This window comes from Chthoniobacterales bacterium (assembly GCA_018883245.1).
In the GTDB taxonomy this organism is placed as follows: Bacteria; Verrucomicrobiota; Verrucomicrobiia; order Chthoniobacterales; family JACTMZ01; genus JACTMZ01.
Map to the genome: position 1 here is coordinate 1 of VEQL01000018.1, position 24,140 is coordinate 24,140.

21 protein-coding genes and 1 tRNA gene are annotated in these 24,140 nt (G+C 60.6%); 13 read left to right on the forward strand and 9 right to left on the reverse strand.

Annotated features, from left to right (window positions below; translation table 11 throughout):
* Nucleotides 1–4,232 (forward strand): tandem-95 repeat protein (locus FGM15_07650; GenBank protein ID MBU3665734.1); only part of this gene is annotated, 4,232 nt, incomplete at its 5' end.
* Between the two features lie 4 nt (nucleotides 4,233–4,236).
* Here FGM15_07650 and FGM15_07655 read toward each other — a convergent pair.
* Complete coding sequence (locus FGM15_07655) at nucleotides 4,237–4,605, reverse strand: L,D-transpeptidase (GenBank protein ID MBU3665735.1); 369 nt, start codon at nucleotides 4,603–4,605, stop codon at nucleotides 4,237–4,239.
* A 652-nt stretch (nucleotides 4,606–5,257) separates the two neighbouring features.
* Between FGM15_07655 and FGM15_07660 the strand changes: the two genes are divergently transcribed.
* Both FGM15_07660 and FGM15_07665 read left to right on the forward strand, forming a co-directional pair.
* Nucleotides 5,258–5,713, forward strand: coding sequence for a SufE family protein (locus tag FGM15_07660; GenBank protein MBU3665736.1), 456 nt, complete (start codon nucleotides 5,258–5,260; stop codon nucleotides 5,711–5,713).
* Nucleotides 5,710–6,309, forward strand: a complete 600-nt coding sequence (locus tag FGM15_07665) for a methyltransferase domain-containing protein (GenBank protein MBU3665737.1) — start codon at nucleotides 5,710–5,712, stop codon at nucleotides 6,307–6,309. The genes FGM15_07660 and FGM15_07665 overlap by 4 nt, the downstream gene beginning before the upstream one ends.
* A 7-nt stretch (nucleotides 6,310–6,316) precedes the next feature.
* Here FGM15_07665 and FGM15_07670 read toward each other — a convergent pair whose 3' ends face one another.
* Nucleotides 6,317–6,793: an NYN domain-containing protein gene (locus FGM15_07670; GenBank protein ID MBU3665738.1), complete on the reverse strand. Its 477-nt coding sequence runs from the start codon at nucleotides 6,791–6,793 to the stop codon at nucleotides 6,317–6,319.
* 60 nt (nucleotides 6,794–6,853) lie between these two features.
* On the opposite strand from FGM15_07670, the gene FGM15_07675 reads away from it, so the two are divergent.
* Genes FGM15_07675 through aguB form a run of 6 tightly spaced genes read left to right on the forward strand, consistent with a single transcriptional unit; the run spans nucleotide 6,854 to nucleotide 10,790 of the window.
* Complete coding sequence (locus FGM15_07675; protein ID MBU3665739.1) at nucleotides 6,854–7,027, forward strand: 50S ribosomal protein L34; 174 nt, start codon at nucleotides 6,854–6,856, stop codon at nucleotides 7,025–7,027.
* A 29-nt stretch (nucleotides 7,028–7,056) separates the two neighbouring features.
* Complete coding sequence (rnpA, locus tag FGM15_07680; protein ID MBU3665740.1) at nucleotides 7,057–7,410, forward strand: ribonuclease P protein component; 354 nt, start codon at nucleotides 7,057–7,059, stop codon at nucleotides 7,408–7,410.
* A complete protein-coding gene (gene yidD / locus FGM15_07685) occupies nucleotides 7,410–7,673 on the forward strand; it encodes a membrane protein insertion efficiency factor YidD (protein MBU3665741.1) in 264 nt (87 codons plus the stop codon). The genes rnpA and yidD overlap by 1 nt, the downstream gene beginning before the upstream one ends.
* The gene (yidC, locus tag FGM15_07690; protein ID MBU3665742.1) at nucleotides 7,673–9,451 is read left to right on the forward strand and encodes a membrane protein insertase YidC; all 1,779 of its coding nucleotides are present in this window, start codon (nucleotides 7,673–7,675) and stop codon (nucleotides 9,449–9,451) included. The genes yidD and yidC overlap by 1 nt, the downstream gene beginning before the upstream one ends.
* Entirely contained in the window at nucleotides 9,448–9,900 is a 453-nt protein-coding gene (locus FGM15_07695) for a single-stranded DNA-binding protein (protein MBU3665743.1), read from the forward strand. The genes yidC and FGM15_07695 overlap by 4 nt, the downstream gene beginning before the upstream one ends.
* Before the next feature lie 11 nt (nucleotides 9,901–9,911).
* Nucleotides 9,912–10,790, forward strand: a complete 879-nt coding sequence (aguB, locus tag FGM15_07700; GenBank protein MBU3665744.1) for an N-carbamoylputrescine amidase — start codon at nucleotides 9,912–9,914, stop codon at nucleotides 10,788–10,790.
* A gap of 212 nt (nucleotides 10,791–11,002) precedes the next feature.
* Here the strand turns inward: aguB and FGM15_07705 are convergent, their stop codons facing one another.
* Nucleotides 11,003–11,203: a hypothetical protein gene (locus FGM15_07705; GenBank protein ID MBU3665745.1), complete on the reverse strand. Its 201-nt coding sequence runs from the start codon at nucleotides 11,201–11,203 to the stop codon at nucleotides 11,003–11,005.
* Between the two features lie 326 nt (nucleotides 11,204–11,529).
* Here FGM15_07705 and FGM15_07710 point away from each other — a divergent pair, with 326 nt between their 5' ends.
* Nucleotides 11,530–12,108: a hypothetical protein gene (locus FGM15_07710; protein ID MBU3665746.1), complete on the forward strand. Its 579-nt coding sequence runs from the start codon at nucleotides 11,530–11,532 to the stop codon at nucleotides 12,106–12,108.
* 48 nt (nucleotides 12,109–12,156) lie between these two features.
* Here the strand turns inward: FGM15_07710 and recF are convergent, their stop codons facing one another.
* Entirely contained in the window at nucleotides 12,157–13,212 is a 1,056-nt protein-coding gene (recF, locus tag FGM15_07715; protein MBU3665747.1) for a DNA replication and repair protein RecF, read from the reverse strand.
* Between the two features lie 178 nt (nucleotides 13,213–13,390).
* Here recF and hisS point away from each other — a divergent pair, with 178 nt between their 5' ends.
* Genes hisS through FGM15_07730 form a run of 3 tightly spaced genes read left to right on the forward strand, consistent with a single transcriptional unit; the run spans nucleotide 13,391 to nucleotide 17,830 of the window.
* Nucleotides 13,391–14,653 (forward strand): histidine--tRNA ligase, encoded by a 1,263-nt coding sequence (hisS, locus tag FGM15_07720; GenBank protein ID MBU3665748.1) that lies wholly within the window; start codon nucleotides 13,391–13,393, stop codon nucleotides 14,651–14,653.
* The gene (gene aspS / locus FGM15_07725; GenBank protein ID MBU3665749.1) at nucleotides 14,650–16,419 is read left to right on the forward strand and encodes an aspartate--tRNA ligase; all 1,770 of its coding nucleotides are present in this window, start codon (nucleotides 14,650–14,652) and stop codon (nucleotides 16,417–16,419) included. The genes hisS and aspS overlap by 4 nt, the downstream gene beginning before the upstream one ends.
* Nucleotides 16,420–16,426: 7 nt before the next feature.
* Nucleotides 16,427–17,830 (forward strand): UTP--glucose-1-phosphate uridylyltransferase, encoded by a 1,404-nt coding sequence (locus tag FGM15_07730; protein ID MBU3665750.1) that lies wholly within the window; start codon nucleotides 16,427–16,429, stop codon nucleotides 17,828–17,830.
* Here FGM15_07730 and queG read toward each other — a convergent pair.
* From queG to FGM15_07755, 5 genes are all read right to left on the reverse strand, one after another.
* Nucleotides 17,803–18,843 carry a tRNA epoxyqueuosine(34) reductase QueG gene (gene queG, locus FGM15_07735; GenBank protein ID MBU3665751.1) on the reverse strand — a complete coding sequence of 347 codons (1,041 nt, stop codon included), beginning with the start codon at nucleotides 18,841–18,843 and terminating at the stop codon, nucleotides 17,803–17,805. The genes FGM15_07730 and queG overlap by 28 nt on opposite strands.
* Before the next feature lie 13 nt (nucleotides 18,844–18,856).
* A tRNA-Gln gene (locus FGM15_07740) sits at nucleotides 18,857–18,930 on the reverse strand.
* A gap of 98 nt (nucleotides 18,931–19,028) precedes the next feature.
* The gene (locus FGM15_07745) at nucleotides 19,029–19,586 is read right to left on the reverse strand and encodes a type II secretion system protein (GenBank protein ID MBU3665752.1); all 558 of its coding nucleotides are present in this window, start codon (nucleotides 19,584–19,586) and stop codon (nucleotides 19,029–19,031) included.
* The gene (locus tag FGM15_07750) at nucleotides 19,547–20,605 is read right to left on the reverse strand and encodes a hypothetical protein (protein MBU3665753.1); all 1,059 of its coding nucleotides are present in this window, start codon (nucleotides 20,603–20,605) and stop codon (nucleotides 19,547–19,549) included. Before FGM15_07750 ends, FGM15_07745 begins: the two co-directional genes overlap by 40 nt.
* Before the next feature lie 153 nt (nucleotides 20,606–20,758).
* The gene (locus FGM15_07755) at nucleotides 20,759–23,917 is read right to left on the reverse strand and encodes a vitamin B12-dependent ribonucleotide reductase (protein MBU3665754.1); all 3,159 of its coding nucleotides are present in this window, start codon (nucleotides 23,915–23,917) and stop codon (nucleotides 20,759–20,761) included.
* Nucleotides 23,918–24,140: the final 223 nt, after the last annotated feature.

The window sequence follows — 24,140 nt, forward strand, 5'->3', positions numbered from 1 at the left end:
CCTTCGGTGCCAATGAACTGCTGTCGGTGGGAATGGCTCCGGCTAGCGGAGGTGTGGGCGGGAACACCGCATTATTGGTGACTGATGCGTCGGGTCAGAAGAATCTCGATCTCGGGGCCGAAATTCGTGGTGCGATCATTGATGTCCGCATCGACTTCGACACCAAGGCGGGAACCTACATCTGTGCTGCCAAATTCCGTGCGGATGCCACATACAAAACCACGTTGGGAACGCTCAAACTGTCCGGCGCGAGCGTGAGCATGACCGCCCTCGGATATATCAACGGCAACAACCCGGGGACCGGGAACCACCACATGATCCTCGACGGTCTGCAGATCGTATCGGCTGCTTCCGCAGGAGGTGGGACTTCGCCGGCCGCAGTGACTGGAAGCCTCGGTGGATTGGTTGCCAACACGACTTATCACTACCGTGCGATGGCGCAGAACAGCATCGGCCAAACCGCGGGAGCGGATGCCGTGTTTTACACGGGTGCCAATGCTGCGCCGACAATCGGCAACATTCCCGACCAGAGTATCAACCAGGACACGGCGACAGGGGCGATTGCTTTCACGGTGGGCGACATCGAAACCGCGGCCGGATCGCTCACTGTGACGGGCAGCAGCAGCAACACATCCCTTGTTCCCAACACGAATATTTCCTTCGGCGGCAGCGAGGCCAACCGCACCGTCACCATCACGCCCGCCACTGGCAAGACCGGCACGGCTATCATCACCGTGTTCGTCGGCGACGGCACGCTTACCGCTTCCGACACTTTCGTTCTTACGGTGAACGCTCCGCCGACCGTCACTGGCATCTCTGCTCTAACGATCAATGAGAATGCGGGAACCGGAGCACTCGCTTTCACCGTGGGCGATGCGGAAACGGCAACGGGATCGCTCGCAGTCACCGCAACAAGCAGCAACCAGATGCTTGTGCCGGATGCCAATATCGTCATCGGCGGAAGTGGGACCAACCGCACTGTCACCGTTACGCCTGCTGGGAACGCCAATGGAACAGCCACAATCACGATCAACGTCAGCGATGGAAATGCGATGACGAGCACCAGATTTTTGCTGACGGTCAATGCGGTCAATGACCCGCCGACGATCAGCAACATTGCAAACCAGACGATCACGGCCGGCACGGCGACTCCCGCCATTAAGTTCTCTGTGGATGATGTGGATACGCCCGTTGCATCGCTCGTCGTCACCGCCTCCAGCAGCAATCAAGCGCTGGTGCCCGATGCCAATATTTCGATAAGCGGCAGCGGTGCCTACAGCAGTGTGACCATCACGCCTTTGGCGGGCCAAAACGGCACAACGACGATTACACTCACAGTGAGCGACGGTGAATTGAGCACATCCTCCAACTTTGTTCTCACAGTCAATGCACCCCCGACCATCAGCGCCATTGCCGACCAAACCACCGATGAAGACACAGCGATCGGGGCGATTGCGTTCATGGTGGGCGATACGGAAACGGCGGTGACCGGGTTGACTGTCAGCGCAACAAGCAGCAACGCGGCGGTGGTGCCCGATGCCAACATCGCAATAGGCGGGGGCGGATCCGACCGCACCGTGACCGTCACACCCGCGGCAAACGCGAACGGCACAGCCATGATCACCGTGACTGTGAGCGACGGGCAAGCGGCGGCGGTCAGCAGCTTTAATCTGACGGTCAACGCGGTCAATGATCCCCCGACCATCAGCGCCATCGGTAATCAGGGCATTGCCATGAACACTTCCACCGCCGCGATTGCATTCACCATCAGCGATGTCGAAACGGCAGCAGCTTCACTCACGGTCACAGGCAGCAGCGACAACCACACGCTTGTTCCGGACGCGAATCTCGTCTTCGAAGGCAGCGGTGCGAACAGGACCGTCACCGTGACCCCCGCCACCGGTCAAACCGGGACAGCCAAAGTCGCGGTGAATGTGAGTGACGGATCAGCAACGACGAGCACCAGTTTTATTCTCACGGTCACGCAGGGCAACCAAGTCCCGACGATCAGCGACATCGCCGACCGCACCGTATTCGTGAACTCAAACACGGGTGCGATCGGCTTCACAGTGAGCGATGCCGACACAGAGGCATCCTCCCTGACACTCACAGGCAGTAGCGACAACCACACGCTTGTTCCGAAAGCCAACATCGTCTTCGTCGGAAGCGATGCGAGCAGGACTGTCACTGTCACGCCGGCCGCCAATCAGACAGGCAGCGCCACGATCACCGTCACGGTAAGCGATGGAACGCTGACAACCAGCGATACATTCGTGATCACGGTTAACCAGCCGCCGGACATCACCATCGAGCAATCGAGGGGATCGGACTCCGCTATAAATTCCGTTTACACAAACGGTTTTATAGGTCTCAACGGCGGATATGGCTATGGAAGCTGGAGCGGGATTGCGACGGGATCCGGTTGGAACTACCTCGATACGGCTACAAACGGACTCAAGTCTTTTGCGATTTATTCGGGTGGAGGCAGTGGCAACGGCTATACGGCCTCGCGCTCATTCAGCACGCCCATGGCTGTCGGTGAGACGTTTTCAGTTCAACTCGGCTATACCACCGTGAACAGCGGCGGCGAGGTGGGCATAAAATTGTATTCCGGTGGCGCACTGAGGCTGACCCTGCGGCTTGCTCCGAGCACGTCCACATCTTGGCAGCTGAACGACGGAGGATCTTTTTTCGGGAACAGCATCTCGCAAGCTTCGGGAACGCCGCTTTATGTCGTGTTCACGCGCAATTCGGGCAACGGTTATAACATAAAATTGACCAGCGGGGCGCAGGTTCTCAGCGGAACGAATTGGACGTCTACATCCGGCACGATGTCTATCGATCGCGTGGACTTTTACTCGACCGCGCAGGGCCCCGGCCAAAACTTCCGTTTCGCCAACCTCGAGCGGTTTGTTCCGGCATTGGCCGCTGGGACACCCGTCTTTGATTTCGGAACGGTGCGCGTGGCTGCGCCCGGCAGCACGCTGACTTACGTGGTGCGCAACGACGGCGCGGGCCCGCTAAGCGGCTTGGCGTTGGCCAAGTCCGGATCGAACGGTGCGGATTTCGACCTCGGCTCTCTCGGTGCGACGACTCTCGCGACGGGCGAGAAGACAACGTTCCAGGTGACTCTCAATCCCGCGGGACAGGGAGCGCGCAGCGCTTCCGCGAGCCTTGCGAGCAACGATCCGGACGAAAACCCCTTCACCGTGAATTTTGCCGGCACCGGACTCAATGATGCGCCGGCGATCAGCAATATTCCTGACCAAACAGTAAGCGAAAACACCGGCACCGGCCCGATTGCGTTTATCGTGGGCGATGTGGAAACACCGGGGGCGCTCGTTGTCACGGCCGTCAGCAGTGACAAGATGCTCATTCCCGACGGGAACATAACTCTCCTCGGAAGCGGCTCGGACCACACCATCGCCGTCACTCCGGCAGCCAACCAAAACGGCACAGCGACGATCACCGTGACCGTTAGCGACGGCGACCGCACGGTCACCGACGCGTTCACGGTCACAGTCTCCCCCGTGAACGGTTTGCCGATAATCGGATTCATCGCCGACCAGATAACCGACGAGAGCGTGGCGTCATCTGCGATTGAGTTCACGGTGGGTGATGCCGAAACCGCAGCCGATCAACTTGTGGTCACAGCCGCGAGCGATAACCAGATTCTAGTGCCGAATGAGAATATCGAACTTGGCGGTAGTGGAGCTAGCCGCACCGTGACCGTCACCCCCGCCTACGTGCAAAGCGGAGATGCGAACATCACCCTGACCGTGAGCGATGGCGCTGCATCGGCCAGCACGAGTTTCAAGCTGACAGTGCGCGCCGCGGGTGGATTCGATACGTGGAGTGTGTTGCAATCGCTACCAGCCGACCGCCGCGGTCCGACCGACCGCAACGGGCCACTGGCTGTTGCAAACCTCGCGGCCTACGCAATGGGTCTCAACCCGTTGACGGCTGCTCCGGCTGATCTGCCCTCGGCAAGCAAAGGTTCGAACAATATGTCCATCACCTTCCGTCGCTCGCGGTTTGCCACCGATGTCAAATTCAACGTCGAAGCGGCGAACACGATGACTAGCAGCTGGACAAACATTTGGACCAGCACAACAAATGCTTATACCGGCGGAACGAACGACTTCGAGACAGTGATCGTCACCGATCCCCAGCCCATGGATCAGGCGCCTGCTGGCCAGCGCTACCTGCGTCTAAAGGTCATGCGACCGTAAGTGGCTATTTGATCAGCACGCGGGTGCCGATCGGGACGGTTTTGAAAAAGTTTTCCGCGTCCTCTTGATTGAGCCGGATGCAGCCATGGGATGCGGGGTATCCCGGGAGATAGCCCGCGTGCAACCCGAAGTCGCCGCATGACAGGCGCATGAAAAACGGCATGTCGGCCGGATAAATTGTCGAGCGCCACTTCCGGTGCTTGTCGGTTATGACAAACTCTCCGCGAGGTGTCGGGAATGACGGCCTGCCGGAAGAAATCGGGACGGGTGCCGCGGGCGTGCCATCCACCGAGAGGCGGGCGGTTTGCGCGGCGAGGTCGACTTCGAGCAGAGATCTTGCGGCTTCGGAGTCGGGCTTGACCCCAAGCAGCATTTGCACGGCAGCGGTATGTTTGCCTTTGGCGGCTAGCCAAAGCGGGAAGGTTCTGTGTTTTTTGGTTCGGGCGTTCGGCGAGGCGCCATTTTCGAGCAGGAGCGCAACCGTTTCTTTCCGGCCCATGCCAGCGGCGAGCATCAGCGGGGTAAGTCCGCGTTCGACGGTGACAAAGTAGTAGAGGTGGTTGCTCCTGAAACGGGTGACGAATTCTTTCGGTGCAGGCAGCGGGAGTTCGGCATCGACTGGCGCACCGGCGGCAAGAAGTTGCTTCACTTTGACGTCGTTTCGGTCGGCCACTGCTTCGAACAGTTCGCGGATGATCGCCGTTCGAGCGCTCTCGTCATCCTGCGGCTTGTCCACGAGAGCCAGTTCCGCTTCCCATGCTTCGCGCGCCGGATCCGGGGGAAGGGGCTCGCCAAGGTGGCGTTCAGCGAGCGGGGTCTCGGGGCCCGCCTCGGGTGCGAGGTGAAAAGGTCTGGGAGCAAAAGGCTCCTGTCCACCCGCCCAAGCAGCGGGGAGAACGCAGGCGGCCATGGTCATTTTCGCCAGCGTGCGCATGAATTCCTTTTAGGCCAACGGCGTGTGTTTTCTCAAGCGGACGCGATCTCCGGTCTCGCCATGGCGGCGTGCATGGACGTTGAATGTGCAGATGTCATACCCCGCCAAGCTGCGCGAGATCATAGGCCTTTTCGAAGTGCTGCCCGACGAAGAAAAGCGCGAGACGCTCATTGCCTATGCCGAGCAAGCCGCGGCCCAGGCTCCGCGCGAGGGCGAGAAGTTCGGCCTCGAGGATGTTCGCAAGGACGAGGAGTGCACCGACACGGTGGGTGTTTTTCTCGCGGTGGACGAACATCGTCGCGTGCGTTTTCGCATCACGCTCGGCCCGCAGGTGCAGACGCTCACGCGCGCGATGACGGCGATCCTGTGCAAGGGTTTCGAGGGCGCGTCGATCGATGAGGTCATGGAAGTGCCGGCGGATTTCGTGCCGAAGATTGTCGGTGCGCAGCTGGTGCGCCAGCGGAGCCAGACGGTCTATTACATCCTCACCCGGATGAAAGGTGCCTGCAAGGTATGGCTCAACCGCGAGCGTGCGGCCGGAGCATGAAAAAGCACTGGCTGGTCGCAGTTCTGCTGTCTGCTGTTTTGTGCGCCGGGTTGGCGGCCGAGGAGGACGGCGCAACTGGGCGCAGGCCCGACATCGGTTTTGTTCCCACACCGCAGGCGGCCGTCGAGAGAATGGTCGAGCTGGCGGACATCAAGCCTGGCGACAAGGTTTACGACTTGGGCTGCGGCGACGGACGAATTGTCATTGCGGCGGCCCGTCGGCACGGAGTCCGCGCAACGGGCATCGAGATCGACCCTGGTTGCGTGCGCGCTTCGCGCGAGAATGCGCGGACGGCGGGGGTGGAAAAACTGGTGGAGATCCGCCAGGAGGACATTTTCAAATCCGACTTCTCCGATGCGGACGTGGTGTTTCTTTATCTTTTGCCCGCGCTGAACGAACGTCTCATGCCGCAACTGAGCAAGCTCAAGCGCGGCGCACGGATCATCGCGTTCGATTTTGCCATGGGCGACGCAAAGCCGGTGCTGGTGGAGCGCGGCAAATTCGACGGTTTCGCCTCGCACACGATCTACAAATGGATCGTGCCTTGGGAGCAGGGCAGTGGCGGAACGTGGGATATTTTTACCACGACGCCGTGAGCGCTTTTCATTTGGACCGTTTCAGACGGTCCAATGTCTGATCAAGTTCTTTTGCGGATTGCTCGATTTCGCCGCGCAGGGTCTCGAGGTCGATCGATTCCGCGCCTGCCGCCGCCGCTGCGGTGCGAACGAGATGGTCGTTCGTTGCCACGGTGAGCGCGTGCGTGGATGCATATTTCAAGGCCAGGCGTTCGATCACGGTGTCGGCGCTTTGTCCCGACGGAGCATAGATCACTTGGACCCCGGCGGTGTCGGTGCCGATCTCCGACGGGCGCGAGGCGCGGCTTCCATCGAAAACGATCACCACCCGCGTGCCGGACGCGTCCTGATGCCGCTGGAAGATGCGGATCAAGCGTTCGCGCGCGGCAGCGGGATGGCGCCGGTGGAGGGCGGACAACTCCGCGTCGGCGAAGATCATGTTATGGGCGTCCAACAGAAGGAATCGGCGGGTCATGGCGGGTGAACGGAGGGGTTTGTTTGACATTATACGGGTATCCGGCCATGCTGCACGGTCTGTCGCGCCGCCGGCAGTCAATTTTGTCCCATGAAAAGAACTTACCAACCTTCCAAGCGCACGCGCAAACGCCAGCACGGCTTCCGTTCTCGCATGAAGACCAAGGGCGGCCGAGCCACCCTTTCCCGACGCCGTCAGCGCGGCCGCAAACGCCTCCTGCCCAAGGGTGTCGAAGTGCACTACGCGCGGCACACCGGCGCTTGACCGGAGCAATCTTCCATTTCTCCGGCTCGATGAGTTCGCTCAGCCTGCCGAAATCCGCCCGGCTGTCGCGCCGATCCGAGTTTGCCGACGTGCGCGAGAAAGGGCGCTCTTGGCATGGCCGTCTCATGGTTCTCGGCTGCCTCGCGAGCGGGACGAAATCGCCCGCGCGATTCGGCGTGGTGACATCGCGCCGGACGGGCGGTGCGGTGGAGCGCACCAAGTTGCGGCGGCGTTTGCGGGAAATTTTCCGCGTTCACCGGCCGAGTTTGGCGGACGGACTGATGATGGTCGCCGTGCCCCGGCGCGCGGCGGTTGTCGCGCCTTTCCAAGCTCTGCGCGACGAGTGGCTGGCCCTGGCCGGCCGCGCGCGGGCTTTCAAATGATGAAGACCGTGATTCGCATCGTTGTCCGCATTTACCAGTGGACGTTGTCGCCTTTCCTCGTGTGGCTGGGCGGGCCCGGTTCGGGATGCCGGTTCGAGCCTAGTTGTTCGCGCTATTTTCTCGAGGCCGTGGAGACGCACGGGGCGGTCCGCGGAACTTGGTTCGGTGTCAAACGCGTCGCGCGTTGTCACCCGTGGGGCGGTTGCGGTTGTGATCCCGTGCCGCCGGCCGTGAGCCGCGTCGATTGGGAGGGTGCACGGTGATGGACCGCAAGGCCTGGATTGCCGTCATCGCCTGTGTCGCGGCCCTCGGGCTGTGGCAATGGGCTTACGTCAAATATTACTCTCCGACTCCCGAGCAGGTCGCCGTAGCCAAAGCGAAGGCGCAAGCGGAGAAAACCGCACCGGCCACACCCGCTCCGTCCGCCACGCCTGTGCTGGCGCAGCCCGCGCAGCCGGCCGCCCCCGCGGAGGGCGCGGCTGCTTCGACCGTCCCGCGCGAGGAATTCAAAATATCCACCGGGCTTGCCGATTTCGTCTTCGTGAGCGATGCGGGTGGCATTTCGCAGGTCAATCTGCTCGGCCATCTCGGAGAAAACGGCGCCAATGTGAATCTCAACATTCCCCAAGCCATGCCCGTCGGCGCCTTGGCCGAGACTCCCGGATCGGTGCTCGGGGGCTTCGTGCGCGAGCCCTCATCTGCGCCGGGACAGGCGGTCTTTTCGCGAACATCCCCCGATGGCTTGCGCGTTCGCAAAGTTTTCACCGTGGACCAATCCGACGGTGGTCAAGGCAACTATGTCGTGAATCTCGAATTGGAGATCGCCAATCCCGGGGATAGTCCGGTGAGCAGCGGAGGATTGCATATCGCCACGGGTGGTGCCGTGCCAGTGCATTACCGCGACATGACCCTTTACACGGGGTTCGATTGGTATCGCGAGGGCAAGGCGACTTTCACCGACGTGAATTGGTTCAATGCCAGCGCGATTCCGCTCGTCGGCATCCAGTTGCGCGCGGCGCAAAGCCTTTACGAACAGAAGTCCGACAAAATCGCGTGGGCGGCAGTGAAGAACCAGTATTTCACGACCATCGTATCTATCGTTGATGGCGAACCCGGTGCCTCGGTCTGGGCGCGACGCTTGGATCTTCTTCACGCGGGCAACCCCGAGCACAAAGTGTTCGGCATCGAGGGTGTCCTCGGTCTGCCCGGCTTCGAGCTGGCGCCGGGTGCGAGCAAATCCTGGACGTTCCAAATTTACGCCGGGCCGAAGGATCTCGGGCGCTTGGCCAAGCTCGGCCACGGCGAGCAGGCCGTGATGAATTTCGGCATTTTCAAGTGGGTGAGCGAGATCCTGCTCTATTCCATGAACGCGCTCCACGGCGTCTTGGGAAACTTTGCCGCGGCGATCATTGTTTTGACGATCATCATCAAAGCGATTCTTTGGCCGCTGCAGAACAAAGCGACCGACTCGATGCGCCGCATGGCCGCTCTCTCGCCGAAAATGACCGATCTGCGCGAGAAATACAAAGACGACCCGACCAAGATGAACCAGGAGCTGATGAAGCTCTACAAAGATTACGGCGTCAATCCGTTCGGCGGTTGCCTGCCCATGCTCATCCAGATCCCGATCTTTTTCGGATTTTATTCGATGCTCGGGACGGCCATCGAACTGCGCAACAGTTCCTTCCTCTGGGTGCACGATCTTTCGCAGCCCGATACCGTGGGCCACCTGCTCGGATTCCCGGTAAACATCCTGCCGCTGCTCATGGCTGCGACCATGCTCTGGCAGATGCAGATCACCCCGAAAACCGGCGACGCGGCCCAGCAGCGCATGTTCATGTTCATGCCTGTGATCTTCATCCTCTTCGCCTACAACTTCGCCTCGGCACTGTCCCTTTACTGGACCACGCAGAACCTCATTTCCATCGTCCAGCTCTATCTGACCCGCAACAAACCGCTCCCGACTCTGGAAAAGAAATCGGTCGCGCAAAAGAAAGCGCTTGAGGCGGGCAAAGGGAAACGCCGAAAATCCGGCGCATGACACCGAAAGAGATCCTCGACACCATGCTCGGCTACCTCGGTTTCGCCGTGCAGATCGAGGAGCAGCCCGGCGAGCATGGACTCGTCCTTCAGATTTACACCAGCGATGCCGATCTCCTGACCGGTCGCAACGACGAGACGCTGGAGGACATCCAGTATCTGCTCAACCGCCTCATCCAGGCCGGGGATCCCAAGGCCGAACGCGTGACCGTGGATATCGAACACCGGCGGGCCATGCGCAACGACCGCCTCATCGAGAAAATGCGCGCCATCGCCGGGCTGGTCAAAGAGCGCGGCAAGCCGCTGCAGACCGAACCGCTCAATGCCTACGACCGCTGGCTCGTGCATCAGGCGTTCAAGGACGACGGGGAAATCATGAGCTGGAGTCCGGATGACCACGCCCGCATGAAGCGCATCACCCTGCGCTTGCGGAAGAAGGACAAATCCTGAAATTTCACGCCATGCGCAATGTCACCGTGGCGGCCACGCAGATGGCCTGCGGCCGGGACCGCGGCCAAAATCTCGAACGTGCGGAAGCGTTGGTCAGGCGCGCGGCCGGGCAGGGGGCCAATGTCATCCTCGTGCAGGAACTTTTCGAGACCCCCTATTTTTGCCAGGACCAACTGCCGGAGTATTTCGAGTTGGCTCGTCCGGCTGTTGGCAACGAAGGTATCGCGAGATTTCAAGCCCTCGCACGCGAGCTGGACGTTGCCCTGCCCTTCAGCTTTTTCGAGCGTGCCAACCAGGCCTATTTCAATTCCGTCGCCATGATCGACGCGGGCGGTGAGTTTCTCGGCATTTACCGAAAGACGCACATTCCCGACGGTCCGGGCTATCAGGAGAAATATTATTTCAACCCCGGCGACACCGGGTTTCGTGTTTGGGATACGAAATTCGGAAAGATCGGCGTCGGCATCTGCTGGGACCAATGGTTTCCCGAGACCGCGCGGTGCATGGTCCTCGGCGGTGCCGAGTTGCTTCTCTACCCCACGGCCATCGGCAGCGAACCGCAATATCCCGATTGGGATACCGCCGAGCATTGGCAGCGCGTCATGCAAGGGCATGCTGCCGCGAACATGGTCCCGCTCGTTGCCTCGAACCGCATCGGCACCGAAGAAGGTCGGAATTCGGAGATGACCTTCTTCGGCTCGTCTTTCATCACCGATGAAACTGGCAAAAAAGTCGCCGAGGCGGGCCGCACCGATGAAGCGGTGCTGGTGCGCACTTTCGACCTCGACGCCATCCGCAATCTCCGCGCGCAGTGGGGATTCTTCCGCGACCGCCGCCCGGATCACTACCAGGCGCTTGTGACAATGGCGGGGGAAGCCGCGCGCAGTTGAATCAACGCCCGAGGTCTATCACATCCAGCTTGGGGGAAATACGTTCGGTAGTAACCGTTATCGCGGGCCAACAGCGCATCGGCATGATGCATCGCGTGCGATCCAACCACAAAATCCGCGAGCATCCGCGGCTTCGTTTTGGTGCTTCTACGGCGGTATTCGACATAGGCATATCCGGCACTATGCAAATCGCGCAAGTTGAAGTCTGTCACTCAAATCGACATTTTCTGGAGTGTCTCTGCCAGTTGCTGCGACGATGCGAAGTAGCTGGCGATTTCCGCTGGCACCACGAGGCAAATAATCATTGCCCCCTTGGTGCGAGCCTCGTCGAGAGCCGCGATGGCAGTATCTGTGAACCCTGCTGCGTGGCCAATGAGATCAATGAGAATGTTTGAATCAACGGCCGTCGTCATCAGTCGATGTCGCACTTCTCTACTTTGCCCCGCAGCGCATCCATGGCAGCCTTACTTTCGAGAAAGGTTTTGCGTTTGGCCATTCCGCGGAATTTGGCGAAGTGACTCTGCTTCGCTGCCTCGCGGGAGACAAATGAGCCACTCTCTGCAACTTCCAATTCCAGACGTGTTCCCGCAGTGAGGCCGAGAGCCTTGCCTGCTGTGTGCCGGTGCCTTCTATTTTGCGTTGGTTGAGTCAAAAGTCTGAAGCCCAAGGAATTCTGCGCTTGCTGTCTCGATAACGGAAAATTCTTTTAATAGGGGCCTCGGCAAACGATCCTCCTTCGGTGAGGAAAATCATTCTCCTTACGATTGTCGGACTTTTTGGCTACCTCGCTTATTTGCAGTGGGTGTTTCCCAAGATAGTTCAGCTGCTTCCCGCGGCACTCGGCAGCAAGTCCGCTGCAGCTCAGGACGAAAGAAATATGAGCGGTTCCATTCCCGAAGGCGATGTTATCAGCTTGCGCCCCAGACCAGTTCAACCGCCGCTACCAAGGCCGATTACAACATCCAAGCGGGTTAGCTTGGCCGTTAAGAGGTCTGCCAGAAGCCTCTTTGAGGAGTGGAAGGCACGCGAACTTGTTTCCGTTTCCTCTGGCAATGTGCCTACGGCAACCCGGGTGTCCGGAATCGTTCCCGAAGACGAACTTGCAGAGATACGCAGGAGCTTGTTCTTCGATGGCATTTATTCCGAACAGGCTTTCAGGCAAAATTTGATCGCGGCTTTGCTCGAACTGGGTGTTTCCCAAAGTGAGGTCAGTGAAATCGCCAACGAAATAACAGAAATGCGGAGCAAGGCCAAAACTGGCAACGATGAAAGCTCTGGGATGCGCGAGGCCGGTTGGCCTTTGAATATGCCGTTTTGAGACAGAGAGAAATTCGGGTCGTCTTGAGTGCCGGAATTGTCGCACCGCTCAAGCGCCGCTGACGCAGCCTTCTTTGATAGTCCATTCAGTTGCTCCGCCAGCTTCATCGAGCCATTGCCAAGTTGTTGTTGTGAGGATGCGTTGGGCGTCCGAGGGGAGTGCGCCGAGCAGGCGGCATCGGCGGTCGGTGTCGAGTTCACCGAAGACATCATCGAGGAGATAAACCGGCGGTGACCCGCGGCGCTCGCGGATCAAATCTGCCTGCGCGAGGCGCAGCGCGAGAGCGAGCGTGCGCTGCTGTCCCTCGCTGGCGAAGGTGACGGCCGCAGCTCCGTTGAGTTCGAGCAAGACATCGTCCCTGTGCGGTCCGACAACGGTCTGTCGGAGGCGCCTTTCCTCGGCCGAGCTTGCGGCCAGCGCCGCCCCGAAATCGTCCCCGCCCGAACGAATGTAAGCCAGAGTCGCTTTTTCGCCGTGTGCCCCGATGGTCGCCGCGTGGCGTGCCACCAAGGGATCCAATCCGGCGCAGAGCCGTTCGCGGGTAGCGGCGAGATAGGTGCCGGACTCGATGAGCGGACCGTCGTAGGCCACAAGTTCGCGGCCCCGGTGCGGGCCCTCTTTGAGCAGGAAGTTGCGAGAGCGCAGCGCACGTTCGTAGGCGCGCAGGTGCTTAAGATATCCCGCATCGCATTGGCATCCGAGAAAATCGAGGAACCGGCGGCGCTTCGAGGATGTGCCGCGCACGAGTTCCATGTCCTCGTTGGAGAAAAACGCCACCAGTCCGGCGCGCAGGTATTCGTCCGATTTGCGTTGCGGAACGCCGTCGAGCAGCAGCCGGCGACCCTCGGTGGCCGACAGATGGAAGGTGAGGCTGCGGTCGCCGCACTGTCCTTCGAGCGAAAATCCGGGTGCGCCGCGGCGGATGGTTTCTGCCAGCGCACCGGCGCGGGGCGATTGCAGGCGCAGGAGAACGCAGACGGCCTCAAGCAGCGAAGATTTGCCGCTCGCGTTGGGTGCGGAAATGAGGTTGAGGCCTGGCGAAGGATGGAACCCGGCGCGTTGGAAGCAGCGGAAGTCGTGCAGTGTGAGCGAACCGAGGATCATGGTGGAAAGTTCTCAGTGAAGCAGTTTTCAGTCTTCAGCCCGAGGGGAAATCAGTCCACGTATTGGGCAAGATGAATTCCAACGAATTATCGTTAGTTTGTGCGGGCGAGGCCGCAGTTCCGGCTGCAAACTGAAAACTCGTCCGGGCATCGCCTTCCGTGCTTAGATACCCGGACGTATGCGTTCGTTGCCAGGGTTCCGGGATTTTTTCCCGTCGGATTGTGCGCGCCGGAATTACATCACCGGCACGTGGAGGCGCGTCGCGCGTTCGTTCGGGTTTCTGGAATACGACGGACCGACGCTGGAATCGCTCGATCTTTACCGCAAAAAGAACAGCGGCGGTGAAATTCTCGGGCAGCTCTTCTCCTTCACCGACAAAGGCGAGCGCGAGGTGGCGTTGCGTCCGGAAATGACGCCCACGCTGGCGCGCATGCTCATCGCCAAAGGGCGCGAGTTCCGCAAGCCGATCAAGTGGTTCAGCATCGCGCCGTTTTTCCGTTACGAGAAGCAGCAGAGCGGACGATTGCGGGAGTTTCTGCAGCTCAACTGCGACTTGATCGGCGACGGTTCGCCGGCGGCGGATGCGGAGATGCTGGCGCTGCTCATCGAGACGATGCGGGCGTTCGGGTTGACGGCGGCGGACATCGTCGTGCGGGTGAGCGACCGCCGGGCGTGGATGGAATTTCTGGCGGGGAAAGGGCTCGCCGACGAGATGCAGGCGCGGGAGGCGTTATCCGTCATCGACAAAATGGAGCGCGCGTCGCGCGAATTGTTGGAGGCGAAACTGGGGGCATTCGGTCTCAAGCTGGCCGAGGTGGAGGAATTTATCGCCATGGGAAAGCCGGGCTTTTACGAGAAGTTACGGGAGAATCTGGCGTCGCGCGGGCTGGAAGATTTCTGCGAGCTGGATCTGCGGATCGTGCGCGGGTTGGCGTATTACACGGGGCTCGTGTTCGAGGTGTTCGATCGGCGGCAGGAGCGCCGTGCCATCGCGGGGGGCGGAAGGTTTGACCGGTTGCTCTCGGACTTGAGCGACAAGAAAGTCGATCTGCCGGCAATCGGCTTCGGGATTGGCGATGTTGTGTTGGGCGATTTGCTGGAGGATTTGCCGGCCACGCGATCCAGAATGGAAGCCGCCATCGCCGCGCAGCAGGCATGCGAAATATTTGTGATCGTGGCCGATGAGTCGCGCCGCCCAGAAGCGCTCGGCATCGTGCAAACTCTGCGTGCGGCAGGACGCACGGTGGATTACCCCCTGGTCGCCGACAAGGTTGGCAGGCAATTCAAGGATGCGGATGCCTCGGGTGCCGCGGTCGCGGTGGTGGTCGGAAACGAGTGGCCATCGGTCAAAGTCAAAGATCTCAAGGAGCGCACCGAGGTGGCGATGTCCCAAGAGTCGCTTGCCGATTGGGCCGCAAACCTCCAGACTCCCGCGCCATGAATTTTCGCGGTTGTGATTGCGGTGCCTTGCGCACCAAGGACATCGGGCAACGCGCCACCCTCGCCGGCTGGGTCGGATCGCGTCGCGATCACGGTGGTGTGATTTTCGTCGATCTTCGCGATCGCGAAGGACTCACGCAGGTGGTCTTCCGTCCGGAAGAAAATGCCGGGGTGGCCGGCGCCGCGCACGGTCTCCGCGACGAGGACGTGATTCAGGTTTCGGGCATCGTGGCCAAAAGGCTGGAAGGCACCGAGAACGCCAAACTTGCCACCGGCGAGGTGGAGTTGGTGGCCGATGAACTGACGGTTCTCAACAAAGCCGACGTCCTGCCGTTTCCCCTCGACGAGCAAATCGCAAATGAAGACCTCAGGTTGGCGCACCGCTATCTTGATTTGCGCCGTCCGGGCATGGCGTCAAACCTGCGCCTTCGTCACCGCGTGATCAAAACCGTGCGCGATGTGCTCGATGCCGACGGATTCTGGGAGATCGAAACACCCATCCTCAGCAAAAGCACCCCGGAGGGCGCTCGCGACTTCCTGGTTCCGAGCCGTCTGAACCCGGGGACATTCTATGCGCTTCCGCAGGCGCCCCAGCAATACAAGCAGCTGCTCATGGCCGCGGGTGTAGAAAAATATTTCCAGATCGCCCGCTGCTTCCGCGACGAAGATTTGCGCGCCGACCGCCAGCCGGAATTCACGCAGGCGGACATCGAGATGAGCTTTATTACTTCGGATGATATCTTCGCGCTGATCGAGAAGATGTTCGTTGCCGTGTTCCGCGAGGCGCGCGCGGTCGGGATCAAGACTCCGTTTCCCCGCCTGACATACCGGGAGGCGATGGATCGCTTCGGCAGCGACAAGCCCGACACGCGCTACGCTCAGGAGATCGTGGATGTCGGTGAAATTTTCGCAAAGAGCGAATTCAAAGTTTTCCGCGGCGCGCTCGACGGCGGCGGAGTTGTCCGCGCGATCAACGCCAAGGGCCTCGCGAAGATCACAACCGGTCAGATCGACGAACTTACCGGGATGGCCAAGCAGTTCGGGGCCAAAGGCCTCGCTTTCATCAAGTGTGAAAACGGCGAGTGGAAGTCGCCGATCGTGAAATTTTTCACAGATGCCGAAAAAACTGCGCTCAAGGATCGGCTGAATATCGAGGAGGGCGACCTGGTTCTTTTCGGTGCCGACAAGTGGGAAACGGTCTGCGAGGTGCTCGGCCGGGTGCGCCTGCGTGTTGTCGATTTGCTCGGTATCGAGCACGACCCAAACCGTCTCGACTTTCTGTGGGTCGTGGACTTTCCGCTGCTTGCATGGAGCGAGGAGGAGAAAAAGTGGAATGCGGTCCACCATCCGTTCACGCGCCCGAAAGCGGAGGATCTTGCGCTGCTCGACGCGGGCCAATGCGGGGAGGTCCGGGCCGAAGCCTATGACATTGTCCTCAACGGTGTCGAAATCGGCGGCGGCAGCGTGCGTATTCATGAGGCCGACCTGCAATCCAAGATGTTCTCCGTTCTCGGCGTGGATGAGCAGCAGCAGGCCGCGATGTTCGGTCATCTGCTCAAAGCCTTCCGTTTCGGGACTCCGCCGCACGGTGGTATCGCGCTCGGTCTCGACCGCTTGGTCATGCTTCTGGCCGGTGCCGAATCGATCCGTGATGTGATTGCTTTCCCCAAGAACAACCGCGGCGTCGAGCTGATGACTGGATCGCCCTCGCCGGTTGATTTCAAGCAGCTGCGCGAGCTTTACATCGCTACGACCAAAAAGGCCTGAGGCTCCAATGGACGAACGTGGTCTGGAATCGGCCTTGTCGAAAATGCAGGCCGCAGGACTTTCCGATGCCGCGCGTGCCAGCTTCTCCCGCGCATGGCGCCAGGCGGCGTCCGGCGCGGCCGGGTTGATCCCGGAACCGGAGATTCTTCCGGCGGATGGCGTCCCTGATTTTTCCGAGGTTGCCGCCGCTGATGCCGATCCCTCGCTCCTCGGAAAACTGTGTGTGATCAAGCTCAACGGCGGGCTCGGCACCAGCATGGGTTTGGAAAAGGCCAAGTCCTTGATCCCGGTGAAAGACGGCCTGACGTTTCTCGATCTCATCGCCAGTCAGATTGTCTGGCTGCGGAACCACCATGGAACGAGCGGCCCCCGGTTCCTGCTCATGGACAGCTTCAGCACGTCGGCGGACACGCTGGCGTATATGTCCCGGTATCCGAGCCTGTCGCCAGATGGGCAGCTCGATTTTTTGCAGAACAAAATCCCCAAGCTTTGCGCCCATACATTGGCGCCCGCCGAATGGCCGGCCGATCCCGGTCTCGAGTGGTGTCCGCCGGGCCACGGCGACCTTTATCCTTCGTTGCTCGGATCGGGGTGGCTCGACCGGCTCGAGCGCGAAGGCGTAGAATATCTCTTCGTTTCCAACAGCGACAATCTCGGGGCGACTGTCGATCTCGGTCTGCTGGGGTATTTCGCGCGCAGCGGTCTGTCGTTTTTGATGGAAGTGGCCTCGCGCACCTCATCCGATCGCAAGGGCGGCCATCTGACCCGTCGCAAGAGCGACGGACGCCTGATTTTGCGCGAAGTAGCGCAGTGCCCTCCCCAGGACACGGCCTCGTTCCAGGACATCGCGAAGCACCGCTTTTTCAACACCAACACGCTATGGTTCCGGGTCGGTGATCTTTGTGCCGCATTGGAAAAACACGGTGGTGCGTTGCCATTGCCTCTCATCAAAAACACCAAGACCGTGGATCCACGCGATTCCTCCTCGCCGCCTGTCCTGCAACTGGAGACCGCCATGGGTGCGGCGATCGAGTGCTTCGAAAAGTCCGGTGCCGTTCTGGTCCCGCGCACGCGTTTTGCTCCCGTGAAAACAACCGGCGATCTCCTCGCATTGCGATCAGACGCCTACCGACTCACCGATGACTTTCGCTTGGAACTCTCGCCGGAGTGCCGCGGTGTCCCGCCGGAAGTCGTTCTCGACGCAGGGCACTACAAGGTTCTCTCGGGTCTCGATCGTGCATTCGACCGCGGTGCCCCTTCGCTCCGTGGCTGCCGTCGTTTCGAGGTGACCGGTCCGTGGAAATTCGGCGAAGCAATCGTCTGCCAAGGCGATGTGCGTTTTGTGAATGCTTCGCCGCAAATCGCCACGGCTCGAGCCGGAAATTACCGCGATGCCGTCGTCAACCCATAGCGGGTCCCGATCTTGTCGATTGCCCAAGCGGCGTGTTCACGGATAAGCGGTTCGTGGTCATTTGTCGCGCGTTGCAAGGCCGGTAAGTCGTCCTGCGAACCTGTGTTGCCCAGCGCCACGCATACATTGCGCAGAAACCCGCGGCGCTTGGCCCGCAGGATCGGCGAGCCGCGGAAAAGTTTTTTGAAAGCGGCGTCGTCAAGGGCGAGGTAATCGCGTAGTCGCATCCCCAGGATTTCCGTTCGCGGTTGCAGTGCGGCATCGCGCGATTGCCGGGCAAATCTGTTCCAAGGACACGCATCCAAACAATCGTCGCAACCGAAGATGCGGTTGCCCATGGCCTCGCGGAATTCCTCGGGAATCGGCCCTTTGTTTTCGATGGTGAGGAAGGAAATGCAGCGGCGCGCATCGAGTTGGTAGGGCGCGGTGATGGCCTGGGTCGGGCAGGCGGCGATGCACCGTGTGCACCTGCCGCATCGGTCGGGCAGAGGTGGATCCGGATCGAGCTCCAGCGTGGTAAGAATTACCGAGAGGAAAAACCAGGTGCCGAGTTGCGGGTGAATGCCCATGGTGCTCTTGCCATGCCACGAGACACCGCATGCGGCGGCCCAATCGCGTTCGAGCACGGGCCCGCTATCGACAAAACACCGCTGCTCGCCGCCGGCATCCGACAGCATGGCGTCGAGTGCCTCCAACCGGGGCTTGATGACGTCATGGTAATCATTGCCCCAAGCGTAGCGTGCGATACGACCGTGTGCTCCGTCTCCGGAGGCCGGATGCCCCTCGCGGAAGTAATTGGTCGCAAGGACGATCACCGTTTTGACCCCGGCAAGAATGCGGGAAGGATCGGCCCTGTCTTCCGCTGTCCGCTCCATCCACTGCATGGAGGCTTGGCGTCCATCTGCGAGCCAGCGAAAAAGACGATCTGCATGCGGCGCGCGTCCCGCGCGGGCGAATCCGCAAAGAGCGAAGCCGAGATTCCTGGCGGCGGCGCGGATTAGCTCGTTGTTCATGCCACCGTATGAGTGGCTGCCCCGCATGGACTCGAACCATGAATAACGGCTCCAAAGGCCGCTGTGTTACCATTACACCACAGGGCAGTGTTGATGGGTCAATTTGTCGATTGACTTGGACCTTTACTACTCCGTGCGCGGTCTGTGTGCAAGTGTGACCGGCGGGAAGGCGCTGGCGCCGGTCGTCAGCGCTGGATGACACGCCCGTCGCCTTTCAAGACGTTGATGCCCAAATGTCCGGCTTGTGCGTGGACTGGTTGATAGTCCGAGCAAACGGTAAGGCGGCTGATGCTCGGAACTTGGAAGATGCCGCGTCGTCCGTAGATCTGCACGTTTGAGGCGAGTTCGTCCTGTAGCACGGGGGAGAAGTGGTAGCTGGAACCGTATTTGGCTGCATTGTCGGCTCCGGCGGCATCGCTCGGGCAGGTGAGGACGGACATGGTTGCGCCGTAGGGTCCGAGGGTTTCCAATGCGCTGCGTCCGTCGTTGCCGAGAGTGGGCGGTTCCGTTTCGATCGGCGGGAAGCGGTAGTCGTTGTCCCCGACATATTGCTGCACGGCGGCTCCAATTTGCCGCAGGTTGCCGGCGCATCGGGCGGAACGGCCCCGCTCGATCATCGAGCCGATGGTCGGCGAGGCAATGGAGACAAGTATCGCACTGATAGCAATGACGACCAACAGCTCGATGAGGGTGAAGGCGGACTTCACCGGGCTGCTCCTCCCGTCGGGGGTTCGCTTTCCGATTTGGCTGCGCGCTTGCGGTCGAAATAACGCCTCGAGCGTTGGTTGCGTTGTTCCGGGGTCATTTTGGCTTCCCGTGCCATCCGCCGTTGTTCCATGCGTTCCTGCATTGCGGGGGAGTTGAAAAATTCCTGCGCTTTGGCCCGGCGCTGGTCTTCGGGCAGGTTGCGCAATTCGCCCCAGAACTGCCGCATGGTGTCGAGGTCCTTGCGGGCTTCGGGCTGTTCATCTTTTGGCAGAAGCGCGATTTGCGCTTCCGCGCGGGCAGCAGCTTGCTGGGGGTCGCCCCATGGTCCGCGAGATCCCGCATCGCGCACGGGGTTTGATCCGATCCAGTTGCCGCCGCCACGACGGGGCTGATCGGCATCCGCGTCGGCATTTTCGGTCCTTTGAGGTGCCCGTCGCAGCAGGAACACCTCGCGCGAATGTCCGCCGAGCTTCGCGAAAAGTTCCGGCACCACGCGACGGACTTCACCGCCCTTGGTATTGACGGTGTCCGGGTTCCAATCCTTCGGTGCAGCGGTTAAGGCGCCTGTTTCGCCTGCAATCTGCCGGAGTGTATCGTGGAGATTGGCGGTGCCAGAGGGATTCCAGACAACGCGGCGCAGATCGAGCGGTATGCCGGAACGAGGCTCAATGAGCGAAAATCCGCCTCCGCCGAACGATGACCACCCTTCTGCCTGCTGGGAGCTGCGAAAGGCGGCCAGCGCCGATTCGATCGTCTGCACGTCCGGCGAGCCGAGGTAGGCGAGGCGCCATGCCGCCTCGGTGCGGGCGGCCACGATGTCCAATGCTTCCAGCGGCGGGACGCGTTTGACCTTGATTGTAACCGGCGTGGACGGATCGAGGTTGGTTTCGATTTTGATTCCTCCCTGCCTCGCGATCGAGGAAAGGACTTTTTGCACCGGTGTGTCGTTGCAGTCGAGGGTCACCAATCCCCATCCGCTGATGAAATACCATCCGGCCCAGCCGGCGATGAGTGCAACGAGGATGGCGGGAAGAAGCTTTTGTTTATCGGTCATGTAGAAAATTCAACCCCGAGAGCGAGCGAAAGTTGCATGAATTGTCCCGGTAGTGCGTTTGATCGGGCCATCGCGCGATGGCATGCAAAAAGAAAACCCGGGGAGTTGCCTCCCCGGGTTCCGGTTTGGTGCGCGAAACCGCGCCACAAATGGTCAGCTGCAGCCTTGGCTGGTGCCGCACTCGGTGCAGACGCCGCAGGCGCCGGCCCGGATGACTTTGTTGCTGCCGCAGTTGGAGCAGGTGGTGTCCATAAACATGGTTCCCAGCGCGCCTTGGATGCGCTCGGCATGGGTGGCGGTGCCGGCGATATGGACCGGGGTGCCCTCGCTGTTCTGCGTCTGTGTTATGACATCGATGATTTCCTTCTCGCCGGTGCGCGGGAGGTCGGAAACGGGGCGGTTGACCGCGCGGCGCTCCATCTCCGGGATTTCACGCATGGGAAGTTCGGGTTGGTGGCGGTTGGGCGAGGTGGCTTCTTTGTAGCCCTTGATGAACTGGCATCCGAGCCAGCGGAACACGTAATCGGTGATACTGCTGGCGTTGCGGATGTCGGGGTTCTTGGTGAAGCCGCTCGGCTCGAAGCGTTGGTGGGCGAATTTTTTCACCAGGCTTTCCAGCGGCACGCCGTATTGCAGCGAGATCGAGGTGAGCGTGGCAACTGTGTCCATGAGGCCGCCGATGGTGCTCCCCTCCTTGGCCATCTGGATGAAGATTTCCCCGGGTTGGCCGTTCTCGAACAGGCCGACGGTGATGTAGCCTTCGTGGCCCGCGATATCGAACTTGTGGTTGAGCGCGACGCGCGTGTCGGGCAGGCGCTGGCGCTGCGGCTGGCTGAGCTTGGCGCGCATGGCATCGATTTCGTTTTCCAGTTCGATGACGCGCGATTCGAGTTCCGACTTGGTCGAAAGCTCGGCCTCGAGTTCGGCGTTGCCGGTGCCGTGCTTCTTCTTGTCGGTGACGACGGGGGCGGAACGCTTGGAGCCGTCGCGGTAGATGGCGATGGCCTTGAGGCCGAGCTTCCAGCCTTCCACGTAAGTGTCCACGATGTCCTCGACGGTGGCATGCTCGGGCAGATTGACCGTCTTGGAGATGGCGCCTGACAGGAACGGCTGGGCGGCGGCCATCATGCGGATGTGCGCATGGTAGCTGAGGCTGCGTTGTCCGCGCATGGGCTTGAACGCGCAATCGAATACGGAGGTGTGTTCGGAGCGCAGTCCGCTGCGGATCTTTTTGCCGTCCTCCTCGACGTCCTCGATGGTGTCGTATTTGTCGATATGGGCGACGATGGCTTCAATGTCGGCGTCGCTGTAGCCGAGTTTCTGCAGGGCGGGGCGGACCGTCTGGTTGACGATTTTTAGCATGCCGCCGCCGGCGAGGAGTTTGTATTTGACCAGGGCGATGTCGGGCTCGATGCCGGTCGTGTCGCAGTCCATGAGGAACCCGATGGTTCCAGTGGGCGCGAGCACGGTGACCTGCGCGTTGCGGTAGCCCTGCTGTTTGCCGAGGCGGAGCGCCTCGTCCCAGACGTGGCGTGCCTCGTCGCGCAGGTATTCGAATTCGTCCGCCTTCTCGATATCTTCCACCGCGTCGCGGTGGAATCGCATGACCTCGAGCATGGGTTCGACGTTGTCGGGGGCGACGGTCTGTTTCACACCGCTGGCGCTCGAATCACGGTAGCCGGGGAACGGGCCGGTGATGCCGGCGATGCGGGCGCTTTGCTCGTAGGCGTGACCGGTCATGATGGCGGTGATCGCTCCGGCCAGTGCGCGGCCTTCGGGGCTGTCGTAGCCGTAGCCGTAGCTCATGACGAGCGCGCCGAGGTTGGCGTAACCCAGGCCGAGCGTGCGGAAGATGTGGCTGTTCTCCGCGATGTATTTGGTGGGGTAGCTGGCGTTGTCCACGACGATCTCCTGCGCGGTGATGAAGATGCGCACGGCGGCTTTGAACTTCTCGACGTCGAACGTGCCGTCCTCGCGCTTGAACTTCATCAGGTTGAGCGAGGCGAGGTTGCAGGCGGTGTTGTCGAGGAAGAGGTATTCGGAGCACGGGTTGGTGGAATTCTGGCGCGCCGTGCCTTTGCAGGTGTGCCATTTGTGGATCGTGCTCTCGAACTGCATGCCGGGGTCGCCGCAGACATGCGTGCCCTCGGCGATTTTACGCAGGAGGGTGCGGGCGTCTTTCTTTTCGCACGGCTTGCCGTCGGTGACGCGCCGGGTGGTCCATTCGCGGCCGTTGATCGCGGCTTCCATGAATTCATCGGAAGCGCGGACGGTCAGGTTTTCGTTCTGATACATCACCGAGCCGTAGGCCTCGCCGTTGAACGAGCCGTCGTAGCCCTGCTCGATGAGGGCCCAGGCTTTCTTTTCTTCCTTCATCTTGGACTCGATGAATTCCTCGATGTCGGGATGCCAGTCCTTGAGCGTGTTCATCTTGGCGGCGCGGCGAGTTTTGCCGCCGCTTTTCACCACGCTGGCCACTTGGTCATAAACTTTGAGGAACGAGAGCGGGCCGCTGGGCTTGCCGCCGCCGCTGAGTTTTTCGCGGGTCGAGCGCAGGGTGGAGAGGTCGCTGCCGGTGCCGCTGCCGTATTTGAAGAGCATGGCCTCGCTCTTGGCCAGATCGAGGATGCTTTCCATGTTGTCCTCGACGGACTGGATGAAGCAGGCGCTGGCCTGCGGGTATTCGTATTGCGAGGCGGCGCGCTCGGCTTCGCCGGTGAGGTGGTTGTAGAAGTAGTTCCCGAGGCCGGCGTTTTTCCCGATGCCGTATTGCTGGTAGAGGCCGACATTGAACCACACGGGGCTGTTGAAGGCGCCGTGCTGGTGGAGGCACAGCCACGTGAGGTCGTTGTAGAACGCCTCGGCGCTGTCGTTGTCGGCGAAATAGCCGTCGGCTTTGCCGAAGTCGGTGATGGTGCGGGTGACGCGGTGAATGAGCTGGCGGATGGAAGATTCGCGGCCGCCCTTGTGAGGGTCGGTGCCGTTGGCGAGGTCGCCGTAGAAATATTTCGAGACGGCAATCTTGGTGGCGAGGGCGCTCCAGCTGCGCGGGACTTCGACGTTCTCCTGTTTGAAGATAGCCTTGCCGGAATCGTCGTTGATCTCGGCGGTGCGCTTGTCCCACTCGACATGGTCGAACGGCGTGCCGTCCTGCGTGTGGAAACGCGACTCGAACTTCAGCCCTTTCCCCGTTTTTTTGCCGCTCTCCGCACGGGTGCGGTGGCCGGCGGGCGTCGTGACGCGTGAGGTGGTGGTTCGGGTGGACGATTTCTTGCTCTTTTTCGGGCGGAAGGTGGATTTGGTGGCTATCATATTTTGAATCTCGACAGTTTTTTGTTTGCGCCGGCCGGTGATCTGGGGAACAGACGGGCCTGCCCACCCACCACAATTAGTGGACGGACTTTTAAACGAGAACACAATGGAATGTGGTCGGGGAAGCAATATTTTGTGACAATTTTATTTATGTCGCAAAAGACTGGTATTGAATCATTTACATCAAAACACTTGTTTGTCATCGCCGGTCCTGAGTCTGCCT